Origin of the sequence: Stenotrophomonas sp. S49 (assembly GCF_016624905.1) — a bacterium.
In the GTDB taxonomy this organism is placed as follows: Bacteria; Pseudomonadota; Gammaproteobacteria; order Xanthomonadales; family Xanthomonadaceae; genus Stenotrophomonas.
In genome coordinates, this window is record NZ_JACVUD010000034.1 from 24,438 (window position 1) to 37,556 (window position 13,119).

Sequence of the window (13,119 nt, forward strand, 5' to 3'; positions counted from 1 at the left end):
GCGGCCTCAGAGCTTGAAGATGGAATCGACCGACGCCGTGGACGAGGAGTCCGTCGCGGTATCGGTAGCGAAAGTGGTGATCTGGTAGATGGGCGTGACCGGATCCAGCGGCTTGCCCATCGACAGCGAGCCGCCACCGATCACACAGGTATCGATGCGGCGCACGTTCACCGCCTGCACGGTGGTCAGCGCGCGGTCGCGGCCCCAGCCCACCGGATCGAAGGCGATATCGCAGTTGTCCTGGATATCGCTGGCCACCAGCGGGGCATCGGCGGCGGCGGCGGTGCGGTTGGCGATGGCTTCCACCGCACGTTCGCTGCGCCGGGTCACGCCTTCGGCATTCTGGAACGCCACATTGGTGGCCAGGTAGTTGGACGCCATCTTTTCCTGCATGCCCGCCACCTGCATGCCGGCGATGCCGATCAGCGCCAGCAGGATCAGCATGATCAGCGCGACGTACAACACGGCACCGCGCTGCTGGCGGGGCATCGGACGGATGCGGGCTCGAGCGTTCATGGCATCAGTTCCCGAAGAGGCGGTTACGCAGGGCAATGGTGGATTCGTAGGCGGCGCGGTAGCGCGCGTCGTTCGGCGTGGACGGTGCGAAGCCAACGCCGAGCATGCGCGGGTAGCGCAGCGCATCGGTGGCCGCTTCGGCCTGCGAGGGCTGCGGGCTGCGCGCCAGGATGCCGACCTGCACCTGGCCCACGCGCCGCCACTGCGCCGCTGCCGCTGCGTTGGTGCCGGTAGACACGCCGCTGGCAATGGCCACGGTGGTGATGTTGCCGGTGGGCGGGGTAGTGCTGGTGATGGCCGCAGTGCTGTCCAGGCCGAACAGCAGCTGCAGGTTCTCGATGCCTTCCACCAGCTCTTCCGGGGTGGCATAGCCGTCGGCACCGTCCGAGCGCGCACGCATCAGCGCCGGTTCGCCGGTGGTACCGGAGGTGCCCACGAAATACACCACCGATTCGGCGCGGTAGATCATGGTCTGGCCGGTGGGCTGCACGGTGTAGCGGTCCAGGTTGGCGCCGCTGGCGGTGACCTGGCCTTCAACGTAGGTGCCCTTGAATACGTTCACATGGCTGCAGTCGGCCACGCCGAACAGCGTGGGCGCGGTCACGCCACCTTCCAGCAGGCGCTTGCCTATGGTGCCGTCGAAGCCGACCACGCTGTTGGCAGCGGGCGCCAGCGCGGTGACCGGTACGCCTTCGGCGGCCAGATAGCGCAGCACCAGCACATCACTGCCATCGCGCGGCTTGAGTGCACTGATCGAACTCGGCAGGCCCGTCACCGCCGGCCAGCTGCCACCGACGGTCAGGCTGGTGCCTGGCCCGGTGCCCGGGGCCTCATAGCCCTGGATGCTGACGCTGAAATCCAGCGGATGGCCCGAACCGGTGGCGGCGCCGGTGTTGATGGTCGGGTCGCCCTCGCCCTTCACGAAATGCGCCTGGTCGTTCACGCAACCGAAGTGGCCGGCCATGCGGATGTCGCGCTGCAGGAACTCCAGCGCGAAGCGACCGTTTTCCTGCGCGCGTGCATTGCCTTCGGCCAGCCGCGAGGCGGTGCGCGAGGCGATGAACACCTGCACGACGCCCAGCATCAGCACCAGGCCGATGACCATGGCCACCATCATTTCGATCAGCGACAGACCGGCGGCGTGGCGGCGGGAGGACAGGTGCGCGCTCACAGCTGCGATACCAGGGTAAAGGTGGTGCGGGCGTTGGGATTCTGCGGATCCCAGCGCTGGTCGCCCCAGGCGATGCCCACGGTGACCCGGCCGTTGGCGTTGAGCACGGTGGCGCTGGCGCCCTCGCCCAGCGACTGCACCACCTGGCACTGCCAGCGGGTGATGTTGCTGGCCACGCCCTGGTCGGCGCCGAGCACGCGGGTGCAGGAACTGGCGCTGACCGAGTTGGCCGCGAAGCTGGCGCCGGTGTACCAGCCCGCCTGGTAGCGGTTGCTGCGCATCTGATCCAGCAGGTCGTAGGCCAGGTTGGTGGCCTGGGTGCGGTAGTTGGCGCTCTGCACGAAGCGCACGTTCATGGTCTGCAGCAGGGCGAAGCCCAGCAGGCCGAAGCCGAGGATCAGGATGGCGATCAGCACTTCCAGCAGGCTGAAGCCGGCCTGGCGCCGCGAGAACGAGGGAAGACGACGGCTCATTGGCAGGCGGCCTTGGTGGAGGTGATCTGGCCTGCCGCATTGACGGACAGGGTACGGCGCTGGGGATCGCTGCCACATTTCACCGGCTGCAGGGTGATCTGCTGGGCGGCGGCCGCACGGCGGCGACCGCGGGCGTCGAAGGCGACTTCGGCCGCCGGGCCGGTGACGGTGACCGAATCGGAGGTGACTGCGACGAAGCGCAGCACGACCTCGTTGGAGCCCTTGCTGCCGTTGCCGTCCACGTCGGCCCAGGCCAGCATGCCCGAGCGCCAGGCGCCATCGCAGCTGCTGCCGTCGGAGCTGCCGCAGACGCCGCCGCCGCGCTTGTTGCGCACGGCCTCGCTGCGGGCCAACGACAACAGGCCGGTCATTTCATTGCCGGCCGAGGCGATGCGGTTGGAACGGATGGTGCTCTGGAAACTCGGAAACGCAATCGTGCCGAGAATGGCGACCACCGCGATGGTGACCATCAACTCGACCAGCGTGAAGCCGTTGGACCGGCGCAGTTTCATTGGACGCTCCCCAGCGTGTTGGTGGCCACGATGGCGCAGCCACCGGCCGCCGGCAAGCGGCGGCAGGATGAACGGTCAGTTCCGGGCGATGGGCGTCAAAGGGTTGACACGCCAGCGTGCCGGACGGGGGTCAGAGCTCCTGCGAGGATCCGACCCCGGGTCGGTGCAATGGGGTCGGATCCCCGCAGGGGCTCCGACCCCGGCCGGTCAGGCCAGCACCTGGTAGCAGGGCTGGTATTCGCCGGAAATCTTCATCCGGCGCTGGTCGACGAACGCGCGCAGCAGCGCGTCCAGGGCCTGCATCATGTCGGCGTCGCCATGGATCTGGAACGGACCGAACTCTTCGATGCGGCGCATGCCGTCTTCCTTCACGTTGCCGGCCACGATGCCCGAGAACGCCCGGCGCAGGTCGGCTGCCAGCGCGTGTGGGGCACGGCCGTGGTGCAGGTCCAGCGCGGCCATCGCTTCGTGGGTCGGCACGAACGGCTGCTGGTACTCCCACGGAATCTCGATGGACCAGTTGAAGAAGAACGAATCCTTCTGCGCCAGGCGGTACTCGCGCACCTGCTTGATGCCGCTGGCCATCTTCTTGGCCACGGCCACCGGGTCGCCGATGATGATCTCGTAGCGGTCGGCGGCCGCATCGCCCAGGGTCAGGCGGATGAAGCGGTCGATCTGCTCGAAGTACGGCGCGGCCACGGTCGGGCCGGTCAGGATCAGCGGGAACGGCAAGTCCTTGTTTTCCTCGCGCAGCAGGATGCCCAGCAGGTACAGGATCTCTTCTGCGGTACCCACGCCACCGGCGAACACGATGATGCCGTGGCCGATGCGGACGAAGGCCTCCAGGCGCTTCTCGATGTCCGGCATGATGACCAGGTGGTTGACGATCGGGTTCGGCGACTCGGCCGCGATGATGCCCGGCTCGGTCAGGCCGATGTAGCGGGTGACCGTCCTGCGCTGCTTGGCATGGGCGATGGTGGCGCCCTTCATCGGGCCCTTCATGGCGCCAGGGCCGCAGCCGGTGCAGATGTCCAGGCCGCGCAGGCCCAGCTCGTAGCCCACCTGCTTGGTGTACAGGTACTCGTCGCGGCCGATCGAATGGCCGCCCCAGCACACCACCAGGTTCGGGTCGCCGGGGTTGAGGATGCGCGCGTTGCGCAGCAGGCCGAACACCGCGTTGGTGATGCCTTCGGACGACTCCAGCTCGGCCGCGTAGGCCGGGCCCATCTCGATGGCCATGTAGGCCAGGTCACGCACCACCGCGAACAGCAGCTCGGCCACGCCGCGGATGATCTCGCCATCGACGAAGGCCATCGCCGGGGCGTTGACCAGGTCGATGCGCACGCCGCGATCCTGCTGCGCGACCTGGATGTCGAAATCGGGGTAGAGATCACGCGCGGCGCGCGGATCGTCCGAGGCACTGCCACTGGTCAGCACGGCCAGTGCGCAGCGGCGCAACAGCTCGTGCATGCCGCCGCCGGAGGCATCGCGCAGGCGCGCCACTTCGGCGCGCGACAACACATCCAGCCCACCACGCGGGTAGATCCGCGCATCCTGCACCGGCAGCGCACGGGCTGCCTTTTCGTTCGTGGTCATATCCAACTTTTCGCTTCCTTCAAGGTTTCCGACTGTACTGCCGCCCCCTTAAAAAGCAAAACGGCCGGGAAACCCGACCGTTGGATGCGTGCTGACCGCGTTCGCCGTTGCTGGGACCGCCGTTGCGGCGAAGGCGCCGCGCACGTGTCTGGATGCTACGCCGAAGCCAATCGCCCCGCAAGCACTTTCGCCTGAACGGAAAACGGCCGGGTTTCCCCGGCCGTTTCCGTGTGCAGCAACTACGTCAGTTCATCAGAACTGGTAGCGGAAGCCCAGCTGCAGCGACCACTGCGAGACACCGACGTCGAAGCCGTCTGCGTCTGCGTTGGCCACGGTCGGGGTGTCCGCGCCGCGGTAGTTGTACACGTACTTACCCTGGTACATGCCCTGCAGGGTGGCCACACGGCTGTCGGCGAAGAAGCCGTAGTCGTAGATGTTGCCCCACTTCTTGTTCAGCATGTTGCCGATGTTCTGCACGTCCAGCCAGATCTCGGACTTGTGGCCCTTCATGAAGCCCGGCAGCTGCTGGCTGATGCGCAGGTCGAAGGTGTTGATCCAGCCGGTACGGAACTGGTTGGCACCCGGCGTGCTGCCGGCGTACTTGGCCAGATCCGGGTTGGCGGCCAGCCATGCGAAGAAGTTCTTCTCCATGGCCGCATCGGCGGTGAACTGGCCATTGGCTGCCAGCGTACCGAACAGCACGTCGCCCGGGCCCTTCGGCACGTAGAACAGGTCGTTGGCGCTGCGGCCGTCGCCGTTGGCATCGTTGACGAAGACGTAGCTGTACGGACGACCGCTACGGCCTTCGTACACCAGGCCGACCTTGGTTTCGTAATCGCCGAAGAACTTGTGCTTCCAGTTCAGCGACCCCGACAGGCGGTCACGGATCTGGTAGCGCGAGGTGTTCTCGATTTCGGTGTTGGCGTCGAAGGCGTACTGGTAGTTCCAACCCGAGCTGGCGGTGGAGCTGGTCAGCGAGCCGACTTCGGTCGCATCGGTGTAGGTATAGCCGATGTTCCAGGACCAGTCACTGGTATCCGACCACGGCTTGCTCAGCGACGCGGTGAACTGCGAAGTGCGGCCCTTGTCGGTGTTGGTGATCAGGTAGACGTTGTTGTAGTTGGCACGGTTGCGGCCAAAACGGGCGTCGCCCGAGGTCCAGGCGCCGTTCTTGCTGGCGCTGTAGAACATGTCACGACCATCCGGACCCTGGTACTGCACCGGACCCAGGTTCAGGTTCTGGTAGTACAGGCCGTCCTTGACCTTGGTGACCAGCAGTTCGGCCGAAGCCACGATGCCGTACCACGGGGTTTCGTGGTCGAAGGCCAGGTTGGCCTTGTAGGTCGACGGCATGCGGAAGTCATTGCCGACGAAGTTGACGTTCTGCACGGCCGAACCTGCGCCTGCCGGAACCGGCTGGCTGTCCTTGTCCGGGCTGAAGACCAGGGTCGGATCGTAAACGGTGCGGTTGTAGACGCTGGTGTTGAAACCGGTCGCCGAGTAGCTGTTGCTCAGCCACACCTGCGGGGAATCACCCTGGAACAGGCCCACGCCGCCGCGCAGCTGGGTCGGGCGCTCGGTGTCGAAGGTGTAGTTGAAACCGAAGCGCGGCTGGACCAGGAACTTGTTGTTCAGGACCTTGCTGTTGTTGTAACCGAAGAAGGTCGAGGCCGGTGCGTTGTAGGCCGGTGCCGGGCTGGTGTCCGGACGGTCAGCGCGCAGACCCAGGGTCAGGGTCAGGTTGCTGTTGACGTACCAGGTGTCCTGCACGAACAGGGCCAGGTTGCTGTACTTGTAGTCAGCGGCGATCGAACCGGCGCTGCGCTCCGGGGCGTAGTCGTAGGTGCTCCAGATACCGTTGGCGAAGTTGTTCAGGCCATAGAAGGTATAGGTGCCCCACGAGTTGGCGCCGTAGTAGTTGTAGATGTCGTTGGTGTCGTAGGAGGCACCGAACTTGACGTCGTGGTCACCCAGGGTCAGGGTGCCGGCGGCGTAGTAGTTCCACGCCTTGGTCTCGAGGATGTTGTCCTGCGAGTTGACTTCGGTACCCAGGTACAGCGAGTCACCCGACGGCGCAGCCTGGGTGCCGCCGAAGTAGATGCGGATGCTGGGCGCGTTGGTGTTGACGGCACGGATGGCCGAGTACTCGCGGTACGAAGCCTTCAGTTCGGTCGAGAAGTTGTCGGTCCAGTCGCTGAAGACCTGGGCAACGTAGCTCTCGTTGGTCTTGTTGTGCTGGTACCAGTACGAGTTCAGCGAAGCCGAGCTGGTGGTCATGCCGTTGATGCGCAGCTTGCTCTGGTCGATCTTGCTGTAGCGCACACTGGCACGGTGGTTGTCGCTGATGTTCCAGTCCAGCTTCAGCGCGTACTCTTCCATGTTCGTATCGCCATTGCTTTCCAGGCCACCGGCGTCGATGCCGTAGCCCTGGGCAATTTCCTGCGCACGGGTCACGTCAGCCAGGGTGAACTGGCCATTGGCCTTGCCCAGCGGCGTGGTCGACAGATCAGCACCCGGTGCGGCCTGTTCGAACTTTTCGTAGTTGGCGAAGAAGAACAGCTTGTCCTTGACGATCGGGCCGCCCAGGGTCATGCCGTAGGTCTTTTCCTTGGTGAAACCGTTGAAGGGCTGGCCTTCCGGGTTGTCACCGAACCAGTCGCCGTCACGGTAGGTGCCGTAGACCGAACCGTGGAATTCATTGGTACCGGACTTGGTGACCGCGTTGACGGTGGCACCGGCGGCGGCAGCGATGCTGACGTCGTAGTTGGACAGGTTGATGTCCAGTGCTTCGATGGCTTCCATGGCGACCGGCTGGCGGCGGGTCGGCATGTTGTTGCCTTCCAGGCCGAAGGTGTCGCTGGCCGATACGCCGTCGATGTTCACCGAGTTGTAGCGCGGGTTCTGGCCACCGGCCGAGATCGAGCCCGAGGCGCGATCAATGAAGGTGACGCGCGGATCCAGACGCATCAGATCCTGGATGTTGCCGCCGATGGACGGCGCAACTTCGATCTGCTGCTGGCTGAGGTTGGTGCCCGAGCCCATCTTGGTGGCGCTGAACACTTCCGAGCCGCCGCCGACAGCGGTGACCTGCACGGTGTCCAGGTTGGTCGCGCCGGCCAGGTCACCGGCCAGGGTGGCGTTGATGGTGCCGGTCTGGTTCACGCCCAGGTAGACGCCATCTTCGGTCTTGGTGCCTTCACCCGGCTTGGTGATGGTGATGGTGTACGGACCGCCCACGCGCAGGCCGCGCGCGTTGTAGCGACCGGCCGCGTCGGTGGTCGCACGCGAGACGGTGCCCGACTCACTGTGGGTGATGGTGACTTCAGCGCCGGCAACGGGCTGGCCGCTGCGGGACACGACCTGGCCGCCGACACCGGCAGAGGTGCTCTGGGCGAAGGCGGGGGCGGCGGCAAGTGCAGCCACGAGACCAAGGGTGAGCTTGGACATCCGGAGTGGGTGGGTCATTTTTCGGTAGCCTCGATGCGAGTTGGCGATGGCGGAAAAAAAGCGCATCCAAACAGCCTTGCGGGTGGCTGCTCGGAGATTTATCTGGGGTTCCCTACCGTGAACGGCAGCTGCCGCAACGGTTAACACTAGATTAACACGCTATCCGATGAATGTGACGGTTGTGCGACAAACGGCACCGGATCGCAACGCTATCGTGACGGAATCTTCATTCCGGGCTATCGCTCACTTAACGGGATACGGTATCCGCGCGGGCGTCAAGCACCTGGCCCCGCCAGGGGTGGCCGGCGGCGGACAGCAGCGCGACCGCGGCCTCGGCTGCCGTTTCCGGCCCCACCGCGCTTGCGTCCTGGTCGATCGAGTAGGCACGGGCGCGCAGCGCCGTACGCAGGGGACCGGGGTACAGCCCTGCCACCCGCACCGGGCCCTTGGCCAGTTCATCGTGCAGGCTGGCGATCAACCCGCGCAGCCCATGCTGGGCGACGCCATAGCCACCCCAGTAAGCCTGCCCCACCCGTTCGGGCGCATCCACGGCGAACACCAGGGCGGCATCCTCGCGCTGGCGCAGCAGGGGCAGGCAGGCCTGGGCCAGCCAGGCCGGTGCGGTGAGGGTGACATGCACGGCGCGGGCGAAACTGGCCGGGTCCGCCAGTTCAAACGGGGTCAGGCCGGGAAAGTGCGCGGCGCACACCAGCACCCCGTCCAGGCGGCCCAGCTCGCGGCCGATGGCCTGCGCCAGGTCGGCGTAGTCGTCAGGGCTGGCCCCTTCCAGATCCAGCGGATACAGCAGGGGTTCGGGGCCCACGGCCTGCACCTGGGCATAGACCCGGTCCAGGCGGCGCGGCTTGCGCCCCAGCAGGACCACTGTTGCACCGGCCCGGGCTGCAGCGACGGCGGCGGCACTGCCCAGCCCTCCGCCGGCGCCGGCCACCAGCACCACGCGGTCCCGCAGGGGACGGCCATCGAGCGCCGTATCGGTCGACGTCGACGGCCAGGCACTCATCCCTGGGTGGCCTCTTCGACGATGCGCTTGAGCTCGCCGGCCTCGAACAGTTCCATGATGATGTCGCAGCCGCCGATCAGCTCGCCGTTGATGAACAACTGCGGGAAGGTGGGCAGGTTGGAGAAGCGCGGCAGGTTGGCGCGGATCTCCGGCTCTTCGAGCACGTTGACCGTGCGTAGCGACACCGCGCCGGCGGCCATCAACGCCTGCACGGCACGGCTGGAGAAGCCGCACATCGGGTATTGCGGGGTGCCTTTCATGAACAGCACGAGCGGGTAACGATCCACCTCGGCCTGGATTTGCTGCATTACCGCCACACCTCACTCCTTGCTTCGCCGGACAAACCGACCGCGGTGGTCGGCTAGACTGCCCACGGTAGCCACCATTGTATGCCGATGGTACCGGCTGCCACCGCTCCCTGGCCACGAACCTGTCCATGTCCGTCGAACTGCCTGCCCTCCCCTACCTCCCCGGCTCCCTGCAGCCGCACCTGTCGGCCACCACCGTGGAGCTGCACCACGGCCGCCACCATCGCGCCTACGTGGACGCGGTGAACACCGCCATTGCCGGCACCGAATGGGAAGAGGCCACGCTGGAAGACATCGTGCGCCAGACCCAGGGCGCGCTGTTCGATGCCGCCGCCCAGGCCTGGAACCACGGCTTCTACTGGCAGTGCCTGCGCCCGCGCGGCGGCGGCGAACCGCAGGGGCGCCTAAGCGAACTGGTGAAGCGCCAGTTTGGCGATGCGCAGCGCCTGCGCGAGGAATTCAACCGCGCGGCGCTGGGCCTGTTCGGCTCGGGCTGGGCCTGGCTGGTGCAGCACCCTGGCGGGCAACTGGGCATCCAGGTCACCCGAAATGGCGGCACGCCCCTGACCGGCGACAGCACGCCACTGCTGTGCTGCGACCTGTGGGAACACGCCTACTACACCGACTACCAGAACGAGCGCGCGCGCTATCTGGACGGGTTCTGGCAGCTGGTGAACTGGGAATTCGCCGAAAGCCAGCTGCGCTGAGGCGGACCGCCAGGCATGGCCCGGCGACGCCGCACGCCGCACGCCGCACGCCTCACGCGTTTTCGTGTGCGGCCACTGCATCCATGACCCGCGCCGAATACACCAGCGCGGCGCCGGCATTGAGCGACACCGCCACCCCCAGCGCCTCGGCAATCTCTTCGCGGCTGGCGCCCTGCTTCAGCGCCGCATCCACGTGCACGGTGATGCAGCCATCGCAGCGGGTGGTGACCGCCACTGCCAACGCGATCAGTTCGCGGGTCTTGGCATCCAGGTGGTTGGTCTGCGCGCCGGCATTGGCCAGCGTCGCATAGCCCTTCAGGGTGTCGGGCGAGAGCTTGCCGATCTCGCCGATGCGGCCCTTCAGTTCCTTGCGGTAAGCGTTCCAGTCGAGCATGGCGGTGACTCCGGGGAAAGGAGCCCCACGCTACCACCGCAGGGGCTACGCCGATGCGTACACCGGCGCGCCACAATGTTGCAGCGTTGCGCCCGCCTCAGCGCTTGCGCAGCGCGTGTACCGCCGGGGCGACCTGCGCCTGGCGGTCCAGCTCCAGCCCGACCTGCTCCAGGGCATCGGCCAGGGCATCGGCCTGGTCGTCGCGCAGCGTGGCATGGCCCACCTTGCGGCCATCGCGCGGCTGCTTGCCGTAATCGTGCCAATGGCCACTGGCCTGGCCCAGCACCGGTGCCGGATCGGGCATGGCGCCCAGCCAGTTCAGCATGCAGGCATGGCCGAGCATGCGGGTACTGCCCAGCGGCAGGCCCAGCACGGCGCGCAGATGGTTCTCGAACTGCGAAGTTTCGCTGCCTTCGATGGTCCAGTGCCCGGAATTGTGCACGCGCGGCGCCATCTCGTTGGCCAGCAGTTCGCCATCGCGGCAGAACAGTTCCAGCGCGAACACGCCTACGTACTGCAGGTGTTCGGCCACGCGGCGCGCGTAGCCAATGGCAGCTTCGTGCTCGGCTGCGGACAGCACGGCCGGGGCCACGCTGGCCGACAACACGCCATCGACATGCCAGTTGCCGGTGACCGGCCAGGCCTGGAAGCTGCCATCGCGGCCACGCACGGCCACCACGCTCACTTCGCGCTGGAAGGCAACGAAGCCTTCCAGGATCAGCCCGGTGCGCTCGACCTGCGCGCCCAGCGCATCCCAAGCGGCGTCGATGTCGGCCGCGCTGCGCAGACGGAACTGGCCCTTGCCGTCGTAGCCCAGGCGGCGTGTCTTGAGGATGCACGGCAGACCGAACTCGGCGGCCTTCGCGGCCAGCTCGTCACGGCTGCGGATATCGGCAAAGGCCGGCAGCGGAATGCCCAACTGCTGGAACAGGCTCTTCTCGCTCAGCCGGTCTTGGGCCACCGCCAGCGCGGCCGGCGGCGGGTAGACCGGCACGCGGTCGGCCAGGAACTGCGCACTGTCGGCCGGCACGTTCTCGAAATCGAAGGTGACCACATCCACCTTGGCGGCGAACGCGGCCAGCGCCTGGCGGTCGTCGAAGGCGGCCACGGTGAGTGGCGCCAACGGCCCACTGCAGGCGTCGGCCGCCGGATCGAACAGTTCAAAGCGCAGGCCCAGCGGCGCACCGGCCAGGACCATCATGCGGGCGAGCTGGCCGCCGCCCAGGATGCCGACGGTCAGGTTCATTGGCGCGGGTCGTCGTGGGCCATCACGTCTTCGGTCTGGCGGGCGCGGAACGCATCCAGCGCCTGGCCGATGGCCGGCTGGTCGCTGGCCAGCATGGCCGCGGCGAACAGCGCGGCATTGGAGGCGCCCGCATTGCCGATGGCGAAGGTGGCCACCGGAATGCCGGCCGGCATCTGCACGATCGACAGCAGCGAATCCATGCCGTTCAAGGCCTTGGACTGCACCGGCACGCCCAGCACCGGCACCGCGGTCTTGGCCGCGATCATGCCCGGCAGGTGGGCAGCACCGCCGGCACCGGCGATGATCGCGCGCAGGCCGCGCGGGCCGGCTTCTTCGGCATAGCTGAACAACACGTCCGGCGTGCGGTGGGCCGAAACCACCTTCACTTCGAACGGAACACCCAGGGCTTCAAGCTTCTGGGCCGCGTGCTGCATGGTTTCCCAATCGGAGCGGGAACCCATGACGATGCCGACGAGCGGCGCGATCGGGTTGGGGGTCATTGGCCGTCACCTACCTTAAAGACGTATTCTAGCCGTCTTCCACGCAAGACGAAGAACCATGGATCGCAAGCTGCTTGACCTGCTGGTGTCGCCCGATACCCGCCAGCCCCTGTCCCTGCTGGATGGCAAGGGCCTGGAAGCCCTCAACAAGGCCATTTCCACCGGTGCGGTGAACAAGGCCGATGGCAACCCGCTGGCCCAGCCGCTGCGCGAGGCCCTGGTGACCCGTGACCGCAAGCAGGTGTTCCGGGTGGACGACGGCATTCCGGTGCTGCTGGCCGAAGAGGCCATCCCGACCGCGCAGATCGCCGACTTCCCCGCCGCATGACCGCCCTGCCGACGCCGGATGCGGCCCTCGTCGCGGCCGATGTCGCCCGCGCGTTGGCCGAGGATCTGGGCAGCGGTGACGTCACCGCCGCCCTGCTGCCGGACCAGCCGGACAGCGCCTACCTGCTGTGCAAGCAGGATGCGGTGATCTGCGGCCGGCCGTGGTTCGACGCCACCCATCGCGCGCTCGATCCGCAGGTCCGCATTGACTGGCAGGTGGACGAAGGCGCGGTGGTCAAGGCCGGCACCGTGCTGGCCCTGCTGCAGGGCCGCAGCCGCAGCCTGGTCAGCGCCGAGCGCACCTCGCTGAATTTCCTGCAGACCCTGTCCGGCACCGCCACCACCACCGCCCGCCACGTGGCGGCCGTGGCCGGCACCGGCACGCGCATCCTCGATACCCGCAAGACCCTGCCCGGCCTGCGCCTGGCGCAGAAATACGCGGTGCGCTGCGGTGGCGGCGACAACCACCGCTTCGGCCTGTACGACACGGTGATGCTGAAGGAAAACCACATCCGCGCCGCCGGCTCGCTGCCGGCCGCGGTGGCTGCCGCACGCCAGCAGTGGCCGCAGTTGCCGCTGGTGGTGGAAGTGGAAGACCTGGAACAGCTGCAGCAGGCCCTGCAGGCCGGCTGCGAGCGCATCCTGCTGGATGATTTCAGCGCCGACCTGCGGCGCGAGGCCGTGCGCATCACCGCCGGCCGCATTCCACTGGAGGTATCCGGCAGCGTGGGCCTGGTCGGCCTGCGCGCCATTGCAGAAGACGGCGTCGACTGCATTTCCATCGGCGGCCTGACCAAGCATGTGCAGGCGATCGACCTGTCACTGAAGCTGGGCCCGCCGCCGGGCTGAGAGGCGCTCGCCGGGGGGGGGGCCGGCGGGCGCAATGGCGGGCGGCGCCCCA

At 67.1% G+C, this 13,119-nt stretch carries 14 protein-coding genes; 3 read left to right on the plus strand and 11 right to left on the minus strand.

Going from position 1 to position 13,119, the window contains the following annotated elements:
• Positions 1-6: 6 nt before the first annotated feature.
• The 8 genes from IAE58_RS09625 to grxD all read right to left on the minus strand — a co-directional run bounded on the left by IAE58_RS09625 (position 7) and on the right by grxD (position 9,053).
• Positions 7-516 (minus strand): PilX N-terminal domain-containing pilus assembly protein, encoded by a 510-nt coding sequence (locus tag IAE58_RS09625; RefSeq protein ID WP_199933577.1) that lies wholly within the window; start codon positions 514-516, stop codon positions 7-9.
• A gap of 4 nt (positions 517-520) precedes the next feature.
• Positions 521-1,687 carry a PilW family protein gene (locus IAE58_RS09630; protein ID WP_199933576.1) on the minus strand — a complete coding sequence of 389 codons (1,167 nt, stop codon included), beginning with the start codon at positions 1,685-1,687 and terminating at the stop codon, positions 521-523.
• The gene (gene pilV / locus IAE58_RS09635) at positions 1,684-2,160 is read right to left on the minus strand and encodes a type IV pilus modification protein PilV (protein ID WP_108755852.1); all 477 of its coding nucleotides are present in this window, start codon (positions 2,158-2,160) and stop codon (positions 1,684-1,686) included. The genes IAE58_RS09630 and pilV overlap by 4 nt, the downstream gene beginning before the upstream one ends.
• Entirely contained in the window at positions 2,157-2,672 is a 516-nt protein-coding gene (locus IAE58_RS09640; RefSeq protein ID WP_199933575.1) for a Tfp pilus assembly protein FimT/FimU, read from the minus strand. Before IAE58_RS09640 ends, pilV begins: the two co-directional genes overlap by 4 nt.
• A 207-nt stretch (positions 2,673-2,879) precedes the next feature.
• Positions 2,880-4,268, minus strand: a complete 1,389-nt coding sequence (gene ppnN / locus IAE58_RS09645) for a nucleotide 5'-monophosphate nucleosidase PpnN (RefSeq protein WP_108749166.1) — start codon at positions 4,266-4,268, stop codon at positions 2,880-2,882.
• Between the two features lie 252 nt (positions 4,269-4,520).
• Positions 4,521-7,733 (minus strand): carboxypeptidase regulatory-like domain-containing protein, encoded by a 3,213-nt coding sequence (locus IAE58_RS09650; protein WP_233614882.1) that lies wholly within the window; start codon positions 7,731-7,733, stop codon positions 4,521-4,523.
• Between the two features lie 229 nt (positions 7,734-7,962).
• Positions 7,963-8,736 (minus strand): SDR family NAD(P)-dependent oxidoreductase, encoded by a 774-nt coding sequence (locus tag IAE58_RS09655; RefSeq protein ID WP_199933574.1) that lies wholly within the window; start codon positions 8,734-8,736, stop codon positions 7,963-7,965.
• The gene (gene grxD, locus IAE58_RS09660) at positions 8,733-9,053 is read right to left on the minus strand and encodes a Grx4 family monothiol glutaredoxin (RefSeq protein WP_108749163.1); all 321 of its coding nucleotides are present in this window, start codon (positions 9,051-9,053) and stop codon (positions 8,733-8,735) included. Before grxD ends, IAE58_RS09655 begins: the two co-directional genes overlap by 4 nt.
• Positions 9,054-9,172: 119 nt before the next feature.
• Between grxD and IAE58_RS09665 the strand changes: the two genes are divergently transcribed.
• Positions 9,173-9,751, plus strand: a complete 579-nt coding sequence (locus IAE58_RS09665) for a superoxide dismutase (protein WP_199933573.1) — start codon at positions 9,173-9,175, stop codon at positions 9,749-9,751.
• Between the two features lie 52 nt (positions 9,752-9,803).
• Here the strand turns inward: IAE58_RS09665 and IAE58_RS09670 are convergent, their stop codons facing one another.
• The 3 genes from IAE58_RS09670 to purE form a co-directional block, all read right to left on the minus strand.
• Positions 9,804-10,145: a carboxymuconolactone decarboxylase family protein gene (locus tag IAE58_RS09670; protein WP_108752682.1), complete on the minus strand. Its 342-nt coding sequence runs from the start codon at positions 10,143-10,145 to the stop codon at positions 9,804-9,806.
• 97 nt (positions 10,146-10,242) lie between these two features.
• On the minus strand, positions 10,243-11,391 hold the full coding sequence (locus tag IAE58_RS09675) for a 5-(carboxyamino)imidazole ribonucleotide synthase (protein WP_199933572.1): 1,149 nt from the start codon (positions 11,389-11,391) through the stop codon (positions 10,243-10,245).
• Positions 11,388-11,891 (minus strand): 5-(carboxyamino)imidazole ribonucleotide mutase, encoded by a 504-nt coding sequence (gene purE / locus IAE58_RS09680; RefSeq protein ID WP_199933571.1) that lies wholly within the window; start codon positions 11,889-11,891, stop codon positions 11,388-11,390. Before purE ends, IAE58_RS09675 begins: the two co-directional genes overlap by 4 nt.
• A 58-nt stretch (positions 11,892-11,949) precedes the next feature.
• Here purE and IAE58_RS09685 point away from each other — a divergent pair, with 58 nt between their 5' ends.
• Together IAE58_RS09685 and nadC are read left to right on the plus strand one after the other, a co-directional pair.
• Positions 11,950-12,219 carry a Trm112 family protein gene (locus tag IAE58_RS09685; RefSeq protein WP_032128883.1) on the plus strand — a complete coding sequence of 90 codons (270 nt, stop codon included), beginning with the start codon at positions 11,950-11,952 and terminating at the stop codon, positions 12,217-12,219.
• Positions 12,216-13,067: a carboxylating nicotinate-nucleotide diphosphorylase gene (nadC, locus tag IAE58_RS09690; RefSeq protein WP_199933570.1), complete on the plus strand. Its 852-nt coding sequence runs from the start codon at positions 12,216-12,218 to the stop codon at positions 13,065-13,067. The genes IAE58_RS09685 and nadC overlap by 4 nt, the downstream gene beginning before the upstream one ends.
• Positions 13,068-13,119: the final 52 nt, after the last annotated feature.